Origin of the sequence: Wolbachia endosymbiont (group B) of Philonthus cognatus (assembly GCF_947179345.1) — a bacterium.
In the GTDB taxonomy this organism is placed as follows: Bacteria; Pseudomonadota; Alphaproteobacteria; order Rickettsiales; family Anaplasmataceae; genus Wolbachia.
Genome location: NZ_CAMXBG010000001.1, coordinates 93,985 through 117,142 on the forward strand (window position 1 = coordinate 93,985; position 23,158 = coordinate 117,142).

The 23,158-nt window shown below is 33.0% G+C and carries 21 protein-coding genes; 8 read left to right on the forward strand and 13 right to left on the reverse strand.

All coding sequences use genetic code 11. The features are described 5' to 3' along the window. Positions 1–73: 73 nt before the first annotated feature. From ONG78_RS00415 to ONG78_RS00430, 4 genes are all read right to left on the reverse strand, one after another. Positions 74–1,930: an SLC41A family transporter gene (locus tag ONG78_RS00415; protein WP_264377421.1), complete on the reverse strand. Its 1,857-nt coding sequence runs from the start codon at positions 1,928–1,930 to the stop codon at positions 74–76. A 169-nt stretch (positions 1,931–2,099) separates the two neighbouring features. Continuing rightward, positions 2,100–2,678 (reverse strand): RlmE family RNA methyltransferase, encoded by a 579-nt coding sequence (locus ONG78_RS00420; RefSeq protein ID WP_064085440.1) that lies wholly within the window; start codon positions 2,676–2,678, stop codon positions 2,100–2,102. 75 nt (positions 2,679–2,753) lie between these two features. Then, complete coding sequence (locus ONG78_RS00425; protein ID WP_264377422.1) at positions 2,754–3,275, reverse strand: PopZ family protein; 522 nt, start codon at positions 3,273–3,275, stop codon at positions 2,754–2,756. 10 nt (positions 3,276–3,285) lie between these two features. Beyond that, positions 3,286–4,521 carry a TolC family protein gene (locus ONG78_RS00430; protein ID WP_264377423.1) on the reverse strand — a complete coding sequence of 412 codons (1,236 nt, stop codon included), beginning with the start codon at positions 4,519–4,521 and terminating at the stop codon, positions 3,286–3,288. A gap of 143 nt (positions 4,522–4,664) precedes the next feature. Between ONG78_RS00430 and rplM the strand changes: the two genes are divergently transcribed. From rplM to ONG78_RS00445, 3 genes are all read left to right on the forward strand, one after another. Beyond that, a complete protein-coding gene (gene rplM / locus ONG78_RS00435) occupies positions 4,665–5,123 on the forward strand; it encodes a 50S ribosomal protein L13 (protein ID WP_006014941.1) in 459 nt (152 codons plus the stop codon). 47 nt (positions 5,124–5,170) lie between these two features. Continuing rightward, positions 5,171–5,572, forward strand: a complete 402-nt coding sequence (gene rpsI / locus ONG78_RS00440; RefSeq protein ID WP_052264863.1) for a 30S ribosomal protein S9 — start codon at positions 5,171–5,173, stop codon at positions 5,570–5,572. 145 nt (positions 5,573–5,717) lie between these two features. Then, the gene (locus tag ONG78_RS00445) at positions 5,718–6,020 is read left to right on the forward strand and encodes an HU family DNA-binding protein (RefSeq protein ID WP_264375023.1); all 303 of its coding nucleotides are present in this window, start codon (positions 5,718–5,720) and stop codon (positions 6,018–6,020) included. Position 6,021: 1 nt separating this feature from the next. Here the strand turns inward: ONG78_RS00445 and ONG78_RS00450 are convergent, their stop codons facing one another. Next, positions 6,022–6,729 carry a pyridoxine 5'-phosphate synthase gene (locus tag ONG78_RS00450; protein WP_264375024.1) on the reverse strand — a complete coding sequence of 236 codons (708 nt, stop codon included), beginning with the start codon at positions 6,727–6,729 and terminating at the stop codon, positions 6,022–6,024. Positions 6,730–7,100: 371 nt separating this feature from the next. On the opposite strand from ONG78_RS00450, the gene ONG78_RS00455 reads away from it, so the two are divergent. After that, positions 7,101–7,556, forward strand: a complete 456-nt coding sequence (locus tag ONG78_RS00455; protein ID WP_017532141.1) for an Hsp20/alpha crystallin family protein — start codon at positions 7,101–7,103, stop codon at positions 7,554–7,556. Positions 7,557–8,415: 859 nt separating this feature from the next. Here ONG78_RS00455 and gltX read toward each other — a convergent pair. Next, entirely contained in the window at positions 8,416–9,768 is a 1,353-nt protein-coding gene (gene gltX, locus ONG78_RS00460; protein WP_264377424.1) for a glutamate--tRNA ligase, read from the reverse strand. A 151-nt stretch (positions 9,769–9,919) separates the two neighbouring features. Here gltX and ONG78_RS00465 point away from each other — a divergent pair, with 151 nt between their 5' ends. Both ONG78_RS00465 and ONG78_RS00470 read left to right on the forward strand, forming a co-directional pair. Beyond that, positions 9,920–10,597 (forward strand): ankyrin repeat domain-containing protein, encoded by a 678-nt coding sequence (locus ONG78_RS00465; protein WP_264377425.1) that lies wholly within the window; start codon positions 9,920–9,922, stop codon positions 10,595–10,597. Between the two features lie 61 nt (positions 10,598–10,658). Further along, complete coding sequence (locus ONG78_RS00470; protein WP_264377426.1) at positions 10,659–12,638, forward strand: acetyl-CoA carboxylase biotin carboxylase subunit; 1,980 nt, start codon at positions 10,659–10,661, stop codon at positions 12,636–12,638. Here ONG78_RS00470 and ONG78_RS00475 read toward each other — a convergent pair. The 6 genes from ONG78_RS00475 to ONG78_RS00500 are packed head-to-tail and all read right to left on the reverse strand — an operon-like array spanning position 12,621 to position 17,172. Next, on the reverse strand, positions 12,621–13,616 hold the full coding sequence (locus ONG78_RS00475; RefSeq protein WP_264377427.1) for a COX15/CtaA family protein: 996 nt from the start codon (positions 13,614–13,616) through the stop codon (positions 12,621–12,623). The two genes, ONG78_RS00470 and ONG78_RS00475, sit on opposite strands and share 18 nt — an antisense overlap. Further along, complete coding sequence (locus ONG78_RS00480) at positions 13,598–15,187, reverse strand: glycosyltransferase family 2 protein (protein WP_319606839.1); 1,590 nt, start codon at positions 15,185–15,187, stop codon at positions 13,598–13,600. Before ONG78_RS00480 ends, ONG78_RS00475 begins: the two co-directional genes overlap by 19 nt. Positions 15,188–15,192: 5 nt before the next feature. Continuing rightward, positions 15,193–15,669 (reverse strand): F0F1 ATP synthase subunit B family protein, encoded by a 477-nt coding sequence (locus ONG78_RS00485; protein ID WP_264377429.1) that lies wholly within the window; start codon positions 15,667–15,669, stop codon positions 15,193–15,195. Positions 15,670–15,676: 7 nt separating this feature from the next. After that, complete coding sequence (locus tag ONG78_RS00490; RefSeq protein ID WP_264377430.1) at positions 15,677–16,156, reverse strand: F0F1 ATP synthase subunit B family protein; 480 nt, start codon at positions 16,154–16,156, stop codon at positions 15,677–15,679. A 3-nt stretch (positions 16,157–16,159) separates the two neighbouring features. Beyond that, positions 16,160–16,387 carry a F0F1 ATP synthase subunit C gene (locus ONG78_RS00495; protein WP_006014985.1) on the reverse strand — a complete coding sequence of 76 codons (228 nt, stop codon included), beginning with the start codon at positions 16,385–16,387 and terminating at the stop codon, positions 16,160–16,162. 59 nt (positions 16,388–16,446) lie between these two features. Beyond that, a complete protein-coding gene (locus ONG78_RS00500) occupies positions 16,447–17,172 on the reverse strand; it encodes a F0F1 ATP synthase subunit A (RefSeq protein WP_007302047.1) in 726 nt (241 codons plus the stop codon). Between the two features lie 216 nt (positions 17,173–17,388). On the opposite strand from ONG78_RS00500, the gene ONG78_RS00505 reads away from it, so the two are divergent. Both ONG78_RS00505 and pheT read left to right on the forward strand, forming a co-directional pair. Next, positions 17,389–17,658: a hypothetical protein gene (locus tag ONG78_RS00505; RefSeq protein WP_010402566.1), complete on the forward strand. Its 270-nt coding sequence runs from the start codon at positions 17,389–17,391 to the stop codon at positions 17,656–17,658. A gap of 112 nt (positions 17,659–17,770) precedes the next feature. Beyond that, on the forward strand, positions 17,771–20,110 hold the full coding sequence (pheT, locus tag ONG78_RS00510) for a phenylalanine--tRNA ligase subunit beta (protein ID WP_264377431.1): 2,340 nt from the start codon (positions 17,771–17,773) through the stop codon (positions 20,108–20,110). Here the strand turns inward: pheT and ONG78_RS00515 are convergent. Continuing rightward, positions 20,107–23,127, reverse strand: a complete 3,021-nt coding sequence (locus tag ONG78_RS00515; RefSeq protein ID WP_264377432.1) for a hypothetical protein — start codon at positions 23,125–23,127, stop codon at positions 20,107–20,109. The two genes, pheT and ONG78_RS00515, sit on opposite strands and share 4 nt — an antisense overlap. Positions 23,128–23,158: the final 31 nt, after the last annotated feature.

The window sequence follows — 23,158 nt, forward strand, 5'->3', positions numbered from 1 at the left end:
TACCTTGCTAAATAAGAAAACTTGGAGAAAAGGAAGAAACTTCTCTTCTCCTACTTGTCGTGATTGTAATACTTTATATTGCCTGAGTAGCATGCTCGAATTTTCCTGTATTTGATGCATCTAGTTTATCACTAGGTTTTAGTGCAATATATGTGATACCACCAGTAACAAGTCCTGTAAGTACGAAAGCAGCAACAGCTATACCAATTAAAGCCAATATTGGTAATGCAACACCAGCAGCAAAACATCCACCACCAACTGCTAATGCAGCTACAACACCACAAACACTACCAATCATTATTGATTTATTAGTAGTTTTTACTATATTTTCTTCAGTTCTAGGCACGCTACTTTCAGACACTAAAGGCTTTTCATTACTTTCACAATTAGACATGCTATTTGCAAGTCTTGCTAGCCAATTATCAATTTTAGTTTCTTGCCCTTCATCTTGCTCTTGACTTTTTAATGTTTTTAAAATCTCCTGAAGTCTTTGACGATCATTTCCTTCTACACGAGCAAAAACTTCTTCTAACATATTATTATCTTCACTTGCTTCTAAAATAACTTTGATTTTTTTCTCACAATTATTGAAATTCATAGCATAGGCAAGCGGTGTTAGATTATACTCTGCACCACCTGGTAAATTTGTAGTTATATTTGCAGTAGTAAGAACTTTTCCTTTATCTTCACTTGCTTCTAAAATAACTTTGATTTTTTTCTCACAATTATTGAAATTCATAGCATAGGCAAGCGGTGTTAGATTATACTCTGCACCACCTGGTAAATTTGTAGTTATATTTGCAGTAGTAAGAACTTTTCCTTTATCTTCACTTGCTTCTAAAATAACTTTGATTATTTCCTCAAAATTACTGAAATGCATAGCATAGGCAAGCGGTGTTAGATTATACTTTGTACCACCTGGTAAACTTTCAGTTATATTTGCAGTAGTAAGAACTTTTTCTTTATCTTCAATTTCTTCTAAAATAACTTTGATTTTTTCCTTAAAATTATTGCAATTCATAGCATAGGCAAGCGGTGTTAGCTTATACTCTGCACCATCTGGTAACTTTTTAGTTATATTTGCAGTAGTAAGAACTTTTTCTTTATCTTCAATTTCTTCTAAAATAACTTTGATTATTTCCTTAAAATTAATGAGATTCATAGCATAGGCAAGCGGTGTTAGCTTATACTCTGCACCATCTGGTAACTTTTTAGTTATATTTGCAGTAGTAAGAACTTTTTCTTTATCTTCAATTTCTTCTAAAATAACTTTGATTATTTCCTTAAAATTAATGAGATTCATAGCATAGGCAAGCGGTGTTAGATTATACTCCTTACCACCTTTTAACTTTTCAGTTATATTTGCAGTAGTAAGAACTTTTTCTTTATCTTCAATTTCTTCTAAAATAACTTTGATTATTTCCTCAAAATTACTGAAATGCATAGCATAGGCAAGCGGTGTTAGATTATACTTCGTACCATCTGATAACTCTTCATTTATATTTGCAGTAGTAAGAACTTTTTCTTTATCTTCAATTTCTTCTAAAATAACTTTGATTATTTCCTTAAAATTAATGAGATTCATAGCATAGGCAAGCGGTGTTAGATTATACTCCTTACCACCTTTTAACTTTTCAGTTATATTTGCAGTAGTAAGAACTTTTTCTTTATCTTCAATTTCTTCTAAAATAACTTTGATTATTTCCTCAAAATTACTGAAATGCATAGCATAGGCAAGCGGTGTTAGATTATACTTCGTACCATCTGATAACTCTTCATTTATATTTGCAGTAGTAAGAACTTCTTTTAATATCTCTGCTTCTTTAATTACTTTAAGAGTAAGAATAATATCCTGTTTACTTTTTATCGCATCCTTTAACCGATCATATAATTTCTTTTGTTCCGCTGTTAAATCTTCATACTTTGTCATATCAAACTCTCCTATATAATATACTTTAATTATTATATACTTAAGCAATAAAGTCAAGAATTTAATTAACTATCATAAACACTCAAGCAAGAAAAAGGGGCTTTTGTGCGAGCGTTATTAATCTTCAGTTTAATAGGATAAGATTCGTCAACGTTTCTGTAAGTATCTTCTATATAGAAGAGTTGCTACCAATAAAGCCTAAGCTGACCAAATACATTTCTGTAGATTCAGATCTACTTGATTTTGGTTTGAAGTATCTTACTGTTTTAAACATTTTTTTTAGCTCATTGCAGAAATCTTTATCAGACTCTCCTTGAAAAATTTTTACTACAAATTTGCCATCATGATTCAAAAAATGCTTTGCAAAATTGAGCGCTGCTTCGCATAAAAGCATAATTCTGATATGATCTAACGATTTTAAACCGCAAGATTCTGGTGCCATATCAGATAAAATTACATCAAATTTGTGATCCTTGAATTTTTCTCTTAAAATTTCAAGTTCGCTGATAATATCACACTGTATACACTCTACTCCACTAATTGCGTTTATTGGTTTTATGTCAACAGCAATCACACTCGCTCCTTTCTTAGATGCAACTTGTGACCATCCACCAGGAAAAGCGCCAAGATCAATAATTTTTTGCCCTTGTTGGAGTAGTTTAAATTTATCGTCTATTTCTATTAACTTATATGCCGAGCGCGATCTATAACCGTCCTTATTGGTTTTTTGCACATACTGATCATTCAAATGGCGATGTAGCCATCTTGTTGAAGATAACTTTCTACCTCTAGCTGTTTTTACTCTGGTCTTTATACTAATAACCTACTTATTATTGATTATATCTTTGAGCTCTTTTTCAACTACTTCTTTTACCAATTCATGTAGATACTTATTCAGCCACTCTGAAAGCTGAGGTTTTAAAAGAGATACAACTAATTCTTCAACAGTAAGATCCGCTCTTTTTTGTTGTTTATGCCGTAGTTCGCTTTGCATCTTTTCAAGCAATGTTTTAATTTCCTCCATATTTTCTTTTAAAACTAAATGCTCGTTACTTTGTTCTTGATAGCTCACTTTGTTATTACTCATTTGGATATTATCATACAAATTTTTCTCTTCTGAGTTGTAACTATGGCTATTAAATTGGTTATTCATTTTCTCACTTTGGCAATTATTCTCTTCTTCACTATTTTCTTTTTCTTCGATGTCTTCTGGATACTCCTCTTCAAGGCATAATACGTCATCATCTTCATCTATTATTTCTGCTCTATCGCCACTTGGATTTTTACCCGATATAGCTTTTTTTATATCTTCTAGTATATCTTTTACAGATTGATTATCGCTCATACCATTAAATTTAAAGGTTTATACTATTTATCATAAAAAGCAAGTTGTAAACACTAATTACATAATTGCTTTTTGCCTGAATTAGATCGGAACGTGCTTTAAATAATTCATCTTCAGTATCCAAAAGATCAGATGTGCTCTTTAAATTTAAGTTTACTTCTTGCTCAACTCCTTCCAATGCTAAAGCTGCTGCTTTTTCTGCTTCTTGACTTGCTTTAATAATAGCTTTTGCTGTCAGCACGTTATTCCAAGCATTTACAACTGCTTCTTCTATATTTTTTACTGCTTCGTAATAATCGTAAGTGTATTGTTTTGCATCCATTTTAGCTCTACTAACACCAAAAACATTAACTCCTCTTTTAAAGATCGGAATATCAAGAGTAAAGACAACATTCACATTTTCTAGTAACGTGTCCAATTTTATATTGTCCTTTCCAAAATTTTTACTTGCGCTTAGATTCAAAGAAGGAAGCCACTTGGAAGTTTCAGCGATCACTTCCATTCCGGCTGCTCTTTTTTGATAAACTGCTGCTTTTAGGGACAAGTTATTAGTTTTTGCTAATTGTAAACATTCATTTAGCTCTGGAACAGAAGGTAATTTATCATTAGCTTCAGAAAGTTCATCAGCATCTTCGCCAATCAAATGATAATAAGCAATATTTGCCAATTTTAATTTACCTTCAGCATCAACTCTTTCGGATATAGAAGACGAAAATTTTGCTTTTGCTAGCAAAACTTCAGCATTAGTAACTTCTCCAAGGGAAAAGCGTTTTTTCATAGCTGACAAATGCTCTAAAGAAACACGCTCTTTATGTTCTCTCAGTTTTAATATTTCTGCCTTTTGTAAAACATTAACATATGCTTTCACAGCGCTGAGTGCAACTTCTTGCTTTGACTGCTGAAATCTAATTTTTGCTGCTTTAAGAAGATGACTTGATCGGCTAAATGTAGCAAAAGTGCCCCCACCGTCTATTATTCTTTGGCTTAATGTTAGACGCTTTCCAGAGTTTTGTCGATCGTTAATAATATTAAAATTACTATCGAAATTATATTGTAAATTAATGTCAGGTAAAAATCCAGCCAATCCAGAAGATTTCAGCTGTTTTTCAGCACTCTTATATTGGTAAAACTGAGACTTTATTTTTGAGCTGTTTTTGATAGCTTTGCTTATGGCTTCTTCCAAATCGATTGCATAGCAACCTATAGTACCAAAAGCAATTATAAGTATAATAATCAATCGAAACATTTTGCTTTCTAGCATGTTGTTTAAGTTATTAGCATAAATTACTTTAATAATCAATAACTAATGTTGTAACTAATGTTGTAACTAATGTTGTTGACACTATCAAGCAACTCAGTGTATCATAATCTACTGTTATGTATTGATATATGAAAACTTTTTTCTTAAAAGAGAAACAAGTCGATAAAAAATGGCTTGTTATAGATGCAGAAGGATTAGTAGTAGGAAGGCTTGCAGCGTTTGTAGCAGCGCTATTGCGTGGAAAGCATAAGCCTGAATACACACCTCATATGGATTGTGGAGATAATGTAATTATTGTTAATGCAGAAAAGGTACATTTTACCGGAAAGAAACTTAAAGATAAAATCTACTATAGGCATACAGGTTATTCTGGTGGTTTAAAGAAAACTACTCCAGATAATATTTTAAATGGCAAATTCCCTGAGCGTGTGATAAAAATGGCAGTAAAAAGAATGCTTGATGATGGTCCTATGGCACGTAGACGGTTTGAAAATTTGTATGTTTATTCTGGTTCAGAACATAAGCATCAAGGACAGCAACCTGAAAAAATAGATTTTGCCTCTTTAAATCGTAAAAATAAGAAATAATGGAGTAAAAAGTGAAAATAAATAATAATGATCAGCCAAAAAAGGCAATGATTGACTCACTTGGTCGTTCATATGCTACAGGTCGAAGGAAAGAATCTGTAGCAAGAGTATGGATAAAGCCAGGAAGTGGAAAATTTAGTGTTAATAAAAAAGATGATTTAATTTCTTATTTTAAAAGAGAATCAGTGTGTCAAATGATTAAAGCGCCATTCATAGTAACTTCTATGTTAGATAGGTATGATGTGTTTGCAACTGTAAAAGGTGGAGGACTATCTGGCCAAGCAGGTGCCTTAGCTCATGGAATAAGCAGAGCTTTAAGTAGTATAAGTCAAGATCTACACTCTATATTACGTAAGGGTGGATTCCTAACTAGAGATTCACGTGTTGTTGAGCGTAAGAAATATGGTCAACATAAAGCTCGGAAAAAATGTCAGTTTTCTAAGAGATAATTGTTTCATAATGGTATTTTTTTGTAAATATTATACAAGTTCTTACAAGGTTTTATGACATTTTCTCTTTTTATGACGAATTTAGTTGACTATTGGCATTAGCATAATATGCTGTTTATGTAATTTTTCAATATTAAGGTAATTTATGAGTAAAGAAGATATAGTAAACCAACTGAGTCAAGAGTGCTCTAGTCAAGGTATAGATATAACAAAAGCTAGTTTGAGTAAGCTTCATGATATTTTTATGGAAACAATCAAGAACGATCTAAATCGTAAAGGTGAAATACGTTTGCATGGAATAGGGACATTCTCTACTGCTATAAGTAAGGAAAGACAATGCCGTAATCCTCAAAATGGTGAGATTATGACCGTTCCTGAAAAGAAAAGAGTAAGGTTTAAAGCAAGTCAAGCTCTTTCAAGTACTTTAAATACCAAAGAGAAAGTATAAGCTACTTAGATATTGTCATTTTCATCTTTTTAGTTACACTATGTAAGCCATGAAATATAGCCTCGCTGATTAAAGAATGGCCTATATTAAGAGCTGAGATGTGAGGTATCTCTTTTATTCTTTTAGCATGTTTATAATTTATGCCATGCCCTCCGTGGCATTCTATTCCTAGCTTATTAATGTATTCTGCAGAGTTAGTAATAAGTTTTAATTTTTCTTCTGATGGATTATCACAGTAATCCCCTGTGTGAATTTCTATTATGTCAGGCTTTCTTTCTAGCTTCTCAAGATATTTTAGTTGATTAATATTTGGATCGATAAATAGTGAGACTTTTATGTCAAAGCTATGCATTTCCTCTATTATACCAGAAAGTTTACTGTGCATATTCACGATATTCAGGCCACCTTCGGTTGTTAATTCTTCTCTTTTTTCTGGTACTATACAAATCGAATAGGGTTTTACTTCTTTTGCTATTTTGAGCATTTCTTCCGTAGCTGCGATTTCAAGATTTAACTCAGTGCTAATGTTTTGTTTTAGATTGAATACATCCTCATCTCTGATATGCCTTCTGTCTTCTCGTAAGTGTACGGTGATAAAATCTGCTCCAGCATCAATAGCTATTTTTGCTGCTTTTAATGGATCTGGATAAGAAGCTCCACGTGCGTTGCGAAGGGTTGCAACGTGATCAATATTAACGCCCAATTTCACAATTTACCTAAAAAATTATTTTAAATTATACATATTATTAGATCTTATGCATGTCATTGTTTAATGCCATAGCTGAAAGACGGAGCTAGCAGTTATACCAATTCTCATTGTTGGCAAGTCAAATAAGAAACATTCAAAATTGTTTGATTGTGGAAGTGGAAAGAGAAGTAATAAATTTGCATACACTTGCCCTTTTTTACAGTTAATCTAGTTTATAGAACTACTCGTGGTAATCCAAACAAGATTTTTTCTCATAATCAAGTTATAGTAAACGGGGAAAATTTTTCGCATCTAAAAAATTTTAGATTTAGGATTGAAATTAATAAGTGGAGTGATTATGTAATGCATGTATTAGTAAAAGGAGGTACAACATGAGTAATATAGTTCATTTAAATAAAAACAATAATCGTGATAATTTTAGTGTAAGAGGGTTACAAAGAGCCGTTGATGACATATTTGATAGCTTTTTTACAGGATGGAACCCAGAGCTTTCCAAAAGAGGCAGTAGTCTACTACCAGTTTGTGATTTTTATGAAACAAAGGAAAGCTATTGCCTATCATTAGAGTTACCAGGTATTCCTAAAGAAAGCATAGACATTAGTATATCTGGCGATAACTTAATAGTGAAGGGTGAAAAAACATGTAATAATGAATCAAAAGATAAGCAGTTTTACCATAAAGAAAGGTACTATGGTTCTTTCTATAGATCTATTCAACTTCCAACAAATGTAGAGCAAGATAAGGTATCTGCCAACTTTTTAGATGGGGTATTGCATGTAACCATACCTAAGTCAGAGAAACACATCAAGAAAATTGATGTAAAGTAACCAGTAAGTAATAGCAGGCTTCTGACCTTGAGGCTTGCTATTTTAATATCTGTTCAGCAGAGTGGCAAAATAAGGTAAACGAGAAAAGACAACTAAATGAATGTCATGAAAGTAGCTGATGCTGGCTCCCTTATGAAGGTGTCATCTTAGCACCCAGACACTGATTTTTTAATTGAAAATGTTGTCTTGTTTGTGATAAATTTTGCTCGATGCCAGTGTCGAGCACTGGCATGACATTATAGAAGCTGGAATTACAGTGTCAGCTACTTGAATGACAATATTTGCTGTGTAATTTACCTTAAAAAATGAATATTCCTACAGCTACGTGTAAGCTACTTTCATGACACTCATTTAGTTGTCTTTTTTGCCACTTTGCTGAACAGATATGCAAAATATTAACTTAGCAATACAAAAAATTATCTATAGATTAGACACACCATTAGATCTTATGCATAGTCATTTTTTAATGCCATAGCTGAGAGACGGAGCCTGCTCCCCTTATCATGAAACTGAAGTCTATATGGTACCACAGTATAATGATATAATAAAATATGAAAAAAATACCAATAAAAAAAGGCAAAAAAAGCCCGTATTAACTTTAACAATTTAAAATGATTTAATGTGAAAACCATAGGCGCCAATTGTTTTTTTAACTTAAAAATAAAAGTCAAGTATCAGGAATTCTAGACATAAACCCTCCTATATGAATAAAGAGCTAGCAAAAATAAACTTATATATTTTTTGCTGAAATTTGATTATTTGGTGAAAAAACCTGCAGGTGAAGATAGATTTTGGATCCTAAAAAATCTTCATTCTCCACTATAATGAAGCCACCAGAGTCTGTCAAGTAATTTTTTATTTAAACTGCTCGCAATCTTTTTATACACTCATCTTTACCAAGAATTACCATGATATCGATGATTCCAGGCGCATCCATTATTCCAGTTATTGGGGCGCGTAATGAGTGGTATATATCGCTCATTTTTATATTATGTAATTTTGAAAATTCCTTAATCTGAGAAGATAAAAAATTCTTATTCCAATCTTCACTACCTACACTCGAAAGAAATGATGCAAGTAACTTAATTACATTGAGGTTAGATTTGACAATTTGCTGAGCTTCTTCACTAAAATCAACTTGAATATAAAATTTTGCTAAGTCCAATAATTCGGTCAGATAGTTTGCTCTTTTTTTCAGCTCTGTCAGTCCCTGCAGTAAATAGCCCTTTTTTTTGTCAGTTAGAGTATTTTCTCTAAGCATTAGAGTCAGAATATCTTCATTGCTCATATTACTAATATAATGATTATTTAAATGCTCCAGTTTTTTGAAATCGAGCCGTGCAGGTGAACGACCGATGCTTTCTAAATTAAACCACTCTATTGCTTGCTCATCGCTAATAATCTCATCGTTGCCATGACTCCAGCCAAGTCTTAGCAAGTAATTACGCATTGCCTGTGGCAATATTCCCATCTTTTCATAATCGCAAACACTTGTAGCCCCATGTCTTTTAGATAACTTATTCCCGTCTTCTCCATGAATTAGCGGTACATGTGCAAAGCGTGGGACATCAAAATCAAGAGCCTGATATATTAGTAATTGCTTGAAGGTATTAGTGAGATGATCAGAGCCACGTATAATATCGGTTATTCCGGCATCATGGTCATCAACCACTACAGCAAAAATATATGTTGGAGTATTGTCAGAGCGCAAGATTACTATGTCATCAAGCTGATCGCTACTTATTGTAACTTGGCCGTATATTTTATCGTCAACAACAATATCTTCTGAGTCTGGCACTTTGAAACGGACAACAGGGTTTGCGCTTGATGTCGAATGAGTACACTTATGCTTATATATTTTTCCTTCTTCTCTTGCTCTTGCCTTCTTTTCTGCAACTTCATCTTCAGGGCAGTAACAGTGATACGCCCTACCCTTTTCAACTAAAAGATTTGCAACTTCAATATGTCTAGCTATTCTTCTCGATTGGTATATTATTTCTCCATCATAGTTTATTCCAAGCCATTTTAACCCATCTATTATTGCATCAATTGCTTCCTGTGTTGAACGTTTTCTGTCGGTATCCTCAATCCTTAGTAAAAACTGGCCACCATGACGCTGCGCATAGAGCCAATTAAACAAAGCTGTGCGAGCTCCTCCAATATGTAAAAATCCTGTTGGTGATGGAGCGAATCTAGTGACTATACCTGGCATATTTGTCTATTGTGATAACGTAACCGATGATAACTAAAATTTGTACTTGCAACAACGTGGAACTATAGTAAATTTGAAAGATCAATTTACATTTATTTTTAACAAACTGCATTGTATAATTTAATATTAGTGAATGCAGTGAGGTGTATATATGGATAATTTATTTGAAATTGCAAGAGGAGTTGTAACAAAAGAGGATGAAAATAAATTTATTGAAGCTTGCAAGAAAAGAGTTGCTTGTGTAGCTAAGCATAGAATTGATGAAAATGGAAACCCATTTCATATAGCAGCAAGTAAAGGGTTTCTATTATCTGCGTTACAGGGGATCATAAAGTATTTAGAAAAAGATACTGAGAGCAAAGTCAAGAAAGCAAAAGAAGCTAAAGATTGGGAAGAAGTAAAAAGATTAGAAAAGGAACTTAAGAATAATAAGAAATATATTAAGGAAGCACTCCTCGATAAAAGCTATATTAAGGATGACGGGAAGAAGGCAGTATCACCCCTTTATTTCTTGGACCCTGCAGAGCGGAAGGAAGTTAAGCAAATTGCAGATATAAAATGTGGCTTTATATGTAATAAGAAGTTTCATATATGCTTATATATAGTAGGAGCTATAGTGTGTGCTACCGCTAGGTGTGTATCTTTGTATCTTCTATTTTCGGCTTCTCAATCTCTTGCATTGGCTTCAATAGCAACAATAGCTTCTGGAGGATCTTCATATCTGTTATTTAAGGCATGTAATGAAGTATATGGCCTCTATAACGAAAGTACTATACTTACAGATCCTGATGTTATGCAACTTTTAGATAGTGGTTTAGCCCCAGTGTGAAGTATTTGCAGGTAGTAATATAGAAATTTACTTTCTTAACTTAAGAAAGTATACTGATAAGATGATAAGAAAGAAGTATAGTAAAATTTTAATAGCAAATAGAGGAGAGATTGCTTGCAGGATAATCAAAACTGCGCGCAAGATGGGTATATCTTGTGTATGCGTATATTCAGATGCAGATGTAAATTCTGTGCATGTAAGGCAAGCAGATGAGTCGAAGTACATTGGTCCTTCACCTTCTTGCCTGAGTTATTTAAATATTGAAAAAATATGCGAGGTGGCAGTTGAAACAGGTGCTGAGGCAGTTCATCCTGGTTATGGGTTTTTAGCGGAAAATCCAGATTTTCCCCGTGCTCTGGAAAAACATAACATAGATTTCATTGGTCCAAGTGCAAAGACAATAGAAGCTACAGCCAACAAAATAACGGCAAAAGAAGAGGCAAGAAAGGCTGGAGTAAATGTAGTGCCAGGATATATGGGTAAGATCGAAGATGCTGACCACGCATCCATGGTTGCTGAAGAAATTGGTTTTCCCGTTATGCTCAAAGCTGCATCAGGTGGTGGTGGCAAAGGAATGCGAATTGTACATTCCAAAAAAGAAATTGAACTAGCATTTACATCAGCAACAAATGAGGCGGAGAAAAGTTTTAAAGATGGCAGTATTTTTATAGAGAAATATATAGAGCTGCCAAGACACATTGAAATACAAATCATAGCAGATAAATATGGCAATATAGTGTGTCTTGGAGAGAGGGAATGCTCGATACAAAGGAATAACCAGAAAATAATGGAAGAAACTCCAAGTCCATTTATTAGTGAAGAAGTAAGACAAAAAATGTATGCCCAATGTGTTTCTCTGGCAAAGCAAGTTGGTTATTTTTCAGCAGGTACTGTCGAGTTTGTTGTAGATAAAGACCAAAACTTCTATTTTCTTGAGGTAAATACGAGATTACAAGTTGAGCATCCAGTAACAGAATTTATAACTGGAATAGACATAGTAGAAGAAATGATTAGAACTTCCTGTGGAGAAAAATTGAGATTCAATCAGGATGATATTAAACTTACTGGTTCTGCAATAGAAAGCAGAATTTGCGCTGAAGATCCATCAAAGAAATTTTTCCCTTCCAGCGGAAGAATAAAATATTACGATAAACCGGATGAAAATAATTATGTAAGAATAGATGATGGAGTAGCTAGCGGTTCAGAAATCAGCATGTTCTACGACTCAATGATTGCAAAAATTATAACCTATGGAAAAGATAGAATAGAGGCGATCAGCAGAATGCAAAAAGCTTTGTCTGAGTGCTATATAGGGGAAGTAATAAACAACATAGAATTTCTAGAATCCATCTTCCATAATCCAAATTTTATTGCAGCAAAGCTTCACACGAGATTCATTCCAGATCATTACCCTAGCGGGTTTCAAGGCGATTTTATCACAGAGGAATATATTAAAATATTTATCTTTACTGCACTGTATATTCACTTAGAAAATGAGGGAAAGTATTACAGTAAGTCAATAGATGAAGCATTCATAGTGAAAATAGACGATAATGAGTACTCCGTAAATGCAAAATATCAAGATAACACATTAACAACAGTATATAACCACAATAAATACTCCGTGGTAGGTAAGTGGAAACCAAGTTACAGGTTGTTATATATAACAATTAATGATGATACCAATATAGCACTTAAAATAGAAAGGCAAGGCAGCAAATACTTTATAAGACACGCAGGTATGAAAGCTAAATGTTGTGTATTAAAACCTCATGCAGCTGAACTAAGCAAATTAATGCTAAACAACAAAACAGAAGGGATTTCAGTAGACGCTGTAAAATCTCCAATATCCGGTTTATTGGTTAAATTACACGTCAATGCTGGAGATCAGGTAGAGGTAGGACAACCTCTATTTGTTGTAGAGGCAATGAAAATGGAAAATATAATATGTGCTGAATCAGAAATGGTGATAAAAAATATCCCTGTTAAAGAAGGAAAAAATATACATGCTGGTGATTTAGTATTAGATCTGGTTTCTTAAATAACATAAGCAGTATAAACTTGACCCAAATAAGATAAATGAAAACATTTGATGGGCTATAGCAACGGCCATTGGTATATGCAGCAACAAAGTGACTACTCCTAGAATTACCTGAATGATGACGGAGAATAGCATAACATATAATGGTTTTATACTGGCATTTTTTATTGTGAGTATTGCTGTCAGAACTAATATCAGCAATGCCAATGCCCGGTGTATGAATTGCACTGTTACTCTATTTTCAAAGATATTTAGCCAAGCAGGCTGTAAGTAAAATAAATCTTCCGGAACAATTTGTCCATCCATCAGTGGAAAGGTATTGTAAATTAAACCAGCATTTAGCCCTGCAACAAATGCACCGAAGATTATTTGTACTGTCACTAGGATTAAAATTATCCATATGTAACATGTAATGTTGCTATTAATTTTAATTATCTGTTTTGGTTTGATTTGGTAATCAAAAAATTGATATGACAATAATGCAAAGATAACCAACGCAAGCAGTAAGTGAAGTGCGAGCTTATAGTGACTAACATGAGGATTAGATACCAAACCGCTTTTTACCATATACCAACCAGCAAAAGCTTGTAAAATTCCAAATAATAGTGCTGTAGATAACCTTATTACTGCATTTTTAGGTATTCTTTTTTTTAGTGTAAAGTATATAAATGGTAAGATAAAAACTAAACCTGTCAGCCTTGCAATTAACCTGTGCACATATTCTATTAAGTATATGGTGCGAAACTCTTCCATACTCATACCATAATTAAATGCTTTATATTCAGGTGTAGCTTCATATTTTGATTTTTCTTTTAGCCAGTCTTGTTCACTCAGCGGTGGCAATGTTCCGGTAATTGGTTTCCATTCCGTGATTGACAATCCTGCTTTTGAAAGTCTGGTAAATCCACCAATTCCCACCATGCAAATCACCATGAGAGAGCAGAGAAAAAGCCAAATAGCTACAGGTTTTGCTTCCATAATCCATGCTGAGTTTTATTCCATTGCTGAGGGTGAATAACAAATTCCCACAAAGCGAGAAAAGCTGCAACGCTATGTAGTAGACTATAGACGGGAAAAAATATTGATACTATATAAAAATAAAAAGGCATTTTTTGTTGTCTGATAGCTATTATCAAAAAAATCAAGTTAATACCGTATACTATTATAAAATAATATAAGAATAATTCATTGAAAATTTGAGTCAGCACCAATGAAAGTAACAAAAAAGGAGTCGTGAAAAATATAAAAGCTGAGGAACCAACAAAAAGGTTTAATAGCAAAACTCCCTTAAGCCCAGTGTGCTTAAAAAGTAATTTTATATTTTTTAAATGAACGATATAAGTTTGCATATAACCTTTAATCCAGCGTGCTCTTTGTTTGATCCAAGCAAACACAGTAATTGGTGATTCTTCCAATGTTTCTGAATCAATAATCCTGGTTTTATATCCCATTTGCGCAAGTCTCAAACCAAGGTCAGCGTCTTCAGTGACATTGTAAGCATCCCAAAAAAGCACTTTCTTTAAAATTTCCACTGAAAAATGGTTACTGCTACCACCCAAAGGTATTGGCATGTTCATTTTTTGAAATCCAGGCAAAAAATATTGAAACCAGTTCATATACTCGAGAGAAAAGAATTTTGTAAGAAAATTGCAACCAAAGTTATAGTAATTTAATTTCGCCTGTACACACGCCAACTTTTCGTCGCCCTTATTAAATTCAATTAGTGCTTTTTTTAACTGCAACGGATCTGGCTTGTCATCTGCATCATATATTACCACATACTTTCCTCTAACAAAGTTCATAGCATAATTGCATGACTTAGCTTTTGTTCTAGGCAGAGAATGAGGCACTTTTATTACTTCAAAATACTGCGGTAAGGTGCATTTTTCTATAGCTGCTAACATTTCTTGGTCATCGCTCTCTATCACAAGCTTTACATCTAATTTTGATTTTGGATAATCCAAACTTTCAATGCTCTTAATCAATTGCTTTATAACCGCATTCTCTTTAAAAGCAGGCAATAAAATAGTATATATAGGTTCATTCATCTTATCATAATCTGCTTTTTGGTTAGAAATTTTACGCAAGCCAAAAATTTTAGTTACAAATTTGAATAAAGAACTAGAACACCCGATTATAAATATCAACACCAAAGCAAAATATGCATATTTTTTTGTCAGTGTTAAAGTCGAAATCATAACAAAGAAAGAGGAAAAAAAGATTGAACTGAGCCTAATGCTTTTAGCTGAAAAATTAGGATTCTTATAATATAAGTAGTTACTTGCGAATTCTGAAATACCAAAGTGTGAGTTAAGAAGATTTAAAATCTGTTTGCTATCTACTTTTATCAATACATATTCAATACCGTAATGAGATTCGACCCAAAGGTTGATATCTTGGCTTATGTCTTCAACCATAAAAAAAGTAGTATCATTTAATTTTTGCCAAGGAATTATATTAAACCTATAGTAGAAAAGTTTCTCTTGTTCTTTGCATAAACTAGAATCAAATTTAATTTTTTCTACATTATCAGTTTGAAGTACAGGCATTAAACTTAATGCAACTTTTTGCTCAAGTCACGTGAAAACGAAGATATAACCTCACTACTACGCTTATCATCTTTACGTTCATGCATTATTTTTTTTACAGCATCAGCAGCTATACTCGCTGTGTTAGCTTGTAAATCCCCAAGAGCTTTTTCAACTTGGTCAGTAACTTTCTTCAAATTAGAATGGGCATTTTCATCTAACGTTTGATCGAGTTGCTGTCTATTATGCTTAATAATACTATTAGCCTTATCAAGTGCTTCATTCATCATTTTGTTAACTTCTGCATCTAATCTTTTGTATTTTTCAGAAGATTTTTTGTAATACTCCAACATATCTTTTCTGAATTTTTCAGTTTCTTCACTTGAAAACTTGCTTTTGTTACGTTTATTGTTAAGCACGTTTTTTATTACCTTCCTTAACAATTTATATGAGAGGATAAAACCTACTAAAAAAGCAAGGCTTATAACTAGTAATGTAGACATAAAAACCCTAAAATTCTTTTGACACCAAGTCAGCAACAAATTCCTCTTCAATTTCAGAATTGGTTAACTTAGTATAGTAAATCAAAGCAATACTAGTAGCCATTTGTTTTAATTCACTAATATACTTAGATTTAAATTGTACTACCTTTTCTTCAACAAGTTTAATCATCTTCTTGTCTTCCTCTCCCAATATATCCTTAACATTCGCTCTCATTTCTTCTACTTGAGCAAATGCATCATCTATGATTTTTTTTGCCCGTACTCTAGCTTGATTTAAAGCTGCATTATACTTGGCAATTTGCTCTTCTGTAAGTCTTAAAAGGTGAATAGAACTATTAAATGAATCTAACACTTCTTTACTTCTAGTGCTTATTATTTCATCTAACTTCGGTAAAAACAAACAACTGACTACAAAAAAAAGTGAAGAGAAAAAAATTAAAAACCAAAAAATTTGAGAAGAGAAAGTTGAAACATCAAGCTGTGGCATCTGTTAAGCAGCAAATATTAATAACATTGCAAGTACAAACGCAAGCAACCCCATGATTTCAACCATGGCAGCACCAATATAAACGTAACTTTTCATTTTACCTTCTGACTCAGGATTTCTCGCAATCCCATTTAACATAGCAGAGAAGATATTAGCTATACCTAAACCAGCACCGAGCATTCCAAATACAGCCAAACCAATTGCTATAAATTTTAAAGCCACTAAATCCATATATTACCTTTAACTATTTCTTTATAATATAATTGTAAAATATTCTGCAAGGAAGTCAATTACTTTACTGCATCTGACAAATATACACATGTTAATATAGTAAATATATAAGCTTGCAAAACTGCAACAAATACTTCAAATCCTATTAGTGCAATTATAAACAAAAAAGGTGCAGGTGTAAAAAATATGTTCATATTTATGACGAATCCTGCTATCACTTTGATGATTGTATGACCCGCAATCATATTTGCTGCAAGCCTTATTGATAAACTAATCGGTCTTACTAAATAAGCAAATAATTTAATAATGATGATTATAGGTGCAAGCCACGAAGGAGTTCCTTTTGGTAGCAATATGCGTAAAAATTCTACTCCTCTTTCTTTAAACCCAACAATCGTTATATAAGTAAAAACCACCATTGATAAAGCGAAGGTAACTATCACATGACTTGTAACTGTGAAACTATAAGGAAGAACACCAACTAAATTACACGATAAAATGAAAATAAATACTGTAAATATCAAAGGAATGTGCTCCAAACCTTTGCTTCCAGTGTTACTTTCTATTATTGAAACAACAAAATCATATACATATTCAACTGCAGCTTGCAAATATCCTGGTATTACTGCACCTTTTCTTATTCCAAGGAGCAAAAACAGTACCATTAATATCACCGAGATCATCATAAAAAGAGATGAGTTGGTAAAGTTTATGTCATACCCAAATAATTTTGGTAGTTCTATTATTGTATATACTTTAAATTGTTCTAGCGGATTTAACGCCATTTTGACCCTGTATACTTAAACTGCAGCAGTAAATAAAGTATAAATTTTATAAAATAAAGTCAAGAATTAAGATAAGGAGCTCTGTATTATTATAGCATTAACATATTAACAAAATATACAATTAAAATGCAAATTATAGTCAGCTACCAATCTTATTCTAAATTCTTGACTTAACATCTTATTTTAACTATAATTTAATTTTAATATGAGGCAATTATGAACGAAATAGATTTTACTAATCCACCTTTAAATTTAGAACAGGAATGTGGTAACGGGTACATCAAGTTTACAGATTATTCTTCTAACTCAGACACTGGTCTTTTCCACATGGCAGGTGAAATGCTAAATGAAAGCCATGATGTTATAGGAAATTTCACTGGTGATGCTTACATTTATAATTTCCATATAGATGATCACAATATGAACATTCAACTCTGCATGGAAATGGACTGCAAAGGTGATATAAAGAAAATTCTTTCTTTGTAGAAAAAGTAGGCTTCTCCTTCGTTTTTTACAATTAGAGAAGCTACTCACTACAACAAGCTTTAAAATCATTATATTTTACATTACAATAACTTTTTTATTTTCTGTTAAATAAATGAAGTTCACATTATCTTGGTTATTAGAGTACTTAGAAACCAATGCTAGTTTAGAGGAAATTACTGATAAATTAACTCACATAGGGTTGGAAGTAGAGAATGTGATCGACAATTCCAGATTGGCCGGGTTTGTTGTTGCAAAAGTATTAGAAATCGCACCTCATCCAAATGCTGATAAATTAAAATTATGTAGAGTAAATGATGGAAGTAAAGTTCTGCAGATAGTCTGCGGAGCAAAAAATGTTAAAGAAGGCATGAAGACTGTACTTGCATCTCTTGGTAGCACATTGCCAGAAAGCAACTTTACAATTAAGCCTACAAAAATACGAGGAGTGCTAAGTGAAGGGATGCTCTGCTCTGCCTCTGAGCTTTCGCTGACTCAAGATGAAAGTGAAGGAATAATCGAGCTTTCTGATGATTATAAAACAGGAGATAAATTTTTCAATTGCGATCCTGTAATTGACATAAACATCACTCCAAACCGTGGAGATTGCTTAGGCGTATATGGAATAGCTCGAGATTTAGCAGCAACTGGAATTGGAACGTTAAAGGCTTCAAACATTCCACAACTTGCCTGCTCTATAAATTCACCAGTAAACGTCAAAGTTACTGACGGGGAGAGCTTTATTAGTGGAATATACATCACCAATGTAAAAAATAAAGAAAGCCCAAAATGGTTAAAAGATAAATTGGAATCGATAGGAATGCGCTCCATTTCTGTAATAGTTGATATTACTAATTACATCATGATATCTTTTGGCCGCCCAATGCACGCATATGATGCAAAGAAAATAGAAGGTGAGCTCATAGTATGCAAAGCAAATGATGGAGAAAAATTTATTGGTTTAAATGGTAAAGAATATTCATTAAATAAAGAAATAAGAGTTATTTCTGATGATAAAAATGTTCATGGAATTGCTGGAATTATGGGCAGCAAGTATAGCGAATGTACACTTGAAACTACTGATATCTTTTTAGAGTCTGCTTGGTTTGACCCCATCTCCATCACTAAATCTTCAAGGCAGCTAGGCATCTCCACAGACTCAAGTTACAGATTTGCACGTTCAATTGACCCTGAATTTACCCTTGATGGACTCAATCTTGCAGCCAAAATGATTTTGGATTTATGTGGCGGAGAAGTGTCAAGCATAGTGTCTGCTGGCAATTTGAATAAGGCTGATACCAAGATAAATTTTGATTATCAAGATGCAAACAAACTTGGAAGTGTATCTGCATCACCTAATGAGGTATTCGATATTTTAACAAAGCTAGGGTTTAGTATCGATAAAAAAACCGAAGGTAATTGGAATATACAAGTACCAAGCTGGAGACCGGACGTAACCATACCTGCTGACTTAGTTGAAGAGGTAGTAAGAATATACGGCTATGATAAAATAAAGGAAGAGCAACTAGCAGAAGACGTTACAGTAGAAGAAGAGACACAAGATGATTTGCGCATTTTAATGACAAGCAGAGGGTTTCATGAAGTGATAACTTGGTCTTTTATGAGTGAATCAATAGCTGAAAAGTTTGGTTACTTGAATAAGTTATTCATTATCGATAATCCATTTAATAATAACTTCAATATAATGAGGCCAAGTGTCATACCAAATTTGTTGCAAGTCACTGCAGATAATATTGCTCACGGGATATCTGATCTCGCAATTTTTGAAATTGGACCAATTTATAATGGTGAGGCTCAGTCTAAGTACGTTTTAAGTGGAATTAGATCAGGAAATAATTCGCCGAAAAACCACTATAACACTGATAGAAAAATAGATATTTTTGACGCAAAGGCTGACCTCATAACAGCTTTGGAACTTTTTAATGTCAATTGTGATAATTTAGCAATAGAGAGAGCAGAAAAAGAATATTATCACCCAGGAAAATCAGGCTCCTTATCTTTTAGAAGTAAAATAGTTGGTTATTTTGGAGAATTGCATCCGAGTATATTGGATTTTTTTAACATCAAACAAAAAATTGTAGGCTTTGAGTTGATATTAGAAAATATCGAAAATTTACCTATAAGTAGAAAAAAATTTATCGATTATAAATATCAAAGTGTAAAACGCGACTTTGCATTTATTGTAAATAAAGATGTAGCAGCAGGCAGTATAATCAATATGGTGAAAAAAAGCTCAGAGCTCATCACAGAAGTTTTGATATTTGATGTATATCATGGAAACAATATAGAATCGAATAAGATGTCTATAGCATTTTCAGTTACTTTCTGCTCTCCAACTCACACTTTAACTGAAGAGGAAATCCAAAAAGAATCAAATATGATAGTCAACTTAGTGTGTGAAAATACTGAAGGAACTTTGAGAGCTCATCATTAAGCCGTAATCGCCGTTTCCTGATTTTGCTGTGTCACGTTTACTTCATCCAATTTATTCCCTATCTTGAATTCAATATCCTTGAAAAACCTATCCCACATTCCATGCAAATGCTCTTCTACTTTAGGCCATACATCATTTTTAAATGTCGTTCCATCATCAGAAAATAAATTACCCAAAAAAACTCCTACTTCCTCATAACTTGATTGAAAATGTTGAAGAAATGTCTCTACTTCCTTATGAGTATCATGTGCCACACTCAATGCTTTCCCTTCTGTGCTCTTATCCCCACGCATTGCAACGGCAAGACCTGTTTGAATATATCCCAAGCCTGTCCTAATAGCTTTTATAGGCTGCAGCCATGAACTCTTATCACTTTTTGGTACATTATTTACTATATTTTCCACCAACCTATTTATTAAAGGAGACAATAAATCTTGACAAAAATGTTTGATATTGTCTTTTGTCTTAATCACAGGACTTTTTATGCACTTTTCTGCAAAATAGTACTCAAGTTCTGCTCTCTCTAATAATTTCTTAATTGCTTCTTCGTTAAAAGTTTCATGCTCGAACGCCTTCAGTAAATCATCTTCTATTATTGCAAATTTTATTTTTTCACGAGATTCTAGTTCTTCTCTATAATCATTTATTGTTTTTTCATTTATCAATAATCCTTTTTCTTCCAATTTCAACTGTTCTAATGTTTTTAGAATTTCTTTGTTATTTTCTAAGTGCTTCTGTACTAGCTTTGTATTTGGATGCTTTTCTCCTCTTCTCTCTTGCTCATCTTTTAAGTACTTATTTAAATCCTTACTCCCTTCTATTATTTTTCTCAATAGCATAGGTTTTTCAGGTCTTTTTAAGTATTTTTCAATTCTCACTCGATGTGAATTAATCTTTTCTACTAGATCTGGTGCCTCCCTTTCTAATAACTTACATGAATTCTCTATACCCTTTGCTTGACCTTTAAATAAATTTTGCATTTTACATTTCGTTATTTCTAAATACATCTTTGCTATAAAATCATTCACTTTACCTGAAGCTTCTTCTAAACTTTCCCCATTCAAAGGACCTTTTATCTCCTCTTCTAAATCTCGAAACTGGCCCATTAAGCTTAATATTCCTAACAGGCTTAACTCACCCTTTGCTTTTCTCATTACTGATTTTACTAGTCTTCGCTTAACTTCTTGATTACCATATTCGAACTTAAAAAGACCTTCTAATCTTCTTTTTAAATTATCCTCCGCTAAGCTATTCTTTTTTATAATCTCGTATATTCCTTTCAATTTTGCATGTCCCTTATCTTCTCCTGCTTCTTTTAAAAAATCTCTTAATTTGCTTTCTAAAACACCATATGTTGAGTTATTCTCTTTTATATCCTTAAATATTTTTTTCAATTTTTCGTGTATCCCATCTGGTCCCTCCTCTTCTAAAAAATCTTTTGATTTCTTTTCTAAATTATCGTTTGTGAAGTTATTTTTTTCTTCATCATATACTTTTTTCAGTTCTTTATGTATCTTAGTATATCTTTCTTCTCCTTTTTTCTTTAAATCCTCAATTCCTTTTTTAGCATTATTTAGAGCTTCTTCTGTTTTTTCAGGATTTATATCCTCATAAACATCAATAATTGCCCTCTCAGCTATTTTCCCTTCTTCTTTAAGCCGTTCCCATTCTGCTTTAAATACAGGAAGCTCACTATCTTCTAAGATATCTGGTACTTTTGCTCCTGCTTCTCTCAAATCTTTGATTATCACTTCTTTCTCATTTGGTAATTCCTTACCTTGACTTTCTAATTTCTGTTTCACTAAAGTATTTTTTAGCTCATCCTCCAGTGCAAAATCTTTTCCCCGTCTATTTTGCTGAAACTTAATTGCTTGTATAAAAGCAACTTGATAAGCATTTTCTATTAAGTGAGTTGTCAACTTAGAATCTATGCTACTCACCACTTTCAGCCTGAATTTACTCAATAATTCCTTCGGTTTATCATGTGTATCTTTCTTTTTTGGACTCACCAGCTTTCCCATAGTTCTTGCGCATTCTTGAATCGAAGTTGCAAGCACATTCTTGATTTCACTATGTAAGGGCTTAAGACCATTTTTTAAATTGATGTTAGTTGACAATTTTAGTACGATATTGCGCTCTGAATCCCGCGTTACACTAAACCACTGATTATTTTCACTCTCACATAAGTCTCTAAGTAATTGTTTAAATTGCGGTGGAAACTTTATTTCCATATCATATGCAATGCTTGACTCAGAAACCTCCATTTCATGAAAAGATACCTCTATATTTTGGTGCTTATTAGAATACTGCCCCATACTTATTTTAAGAGCAGTAACTAAAGAGTGAGATAACTCTCTATTTAAAAGATAAAAAGTAGCCAAAGCAACTGTTGCAGGAACGATTAAGGCTACAAGCACAGTCACATTAACAAAAATTGCCATTGCAGCAAGAGCGCCATATGCCAATCTTTTTGGCACACCTGTTTCACTCTTTTTTGTCTTATCTTCCACTACACCTTCTTGTGTCTTGCTATTTGCTTTAAATCTACTGTATATGACTAACCCCAGCGCAGTAAAAGCAATATAAGGGAGCATTAAAACTGACAGAGCTAAATTTAATATTTTCTTCTCTGGGCAAGCTCTGTTTATCTCTTTCAATATTTCGCTTGACATATTATACCAGGAGGTAAAAAAGTCAGAATTATAATCTTTATAATGAAATATACTGAGTGGAATATCAAAAGTAGCAGCCTTGCTATCAAAGAATTCTTCCACTTCCTCTAAATCGTAAGTAGATTCTTGTTGTTCCATAGCATCAAAAAACTCTTCCTTCTCCTCTGAAGTAGCAAGACTTAAATTATTTCCTTCTTCTACATTAGAAACAGCTTCCACAGCATCAAAAAATTCCTCTTCTTCTTCCGAAGTAACATCGGAAGTAGATTTTACTTCACCTGAACCATCACTGTTGTTATTTAAATCAATAACTTCTCTATGACCATCTGCAACAACTTGATTCATATCACCACCCTACTTAAAGCAATTTAAGTAT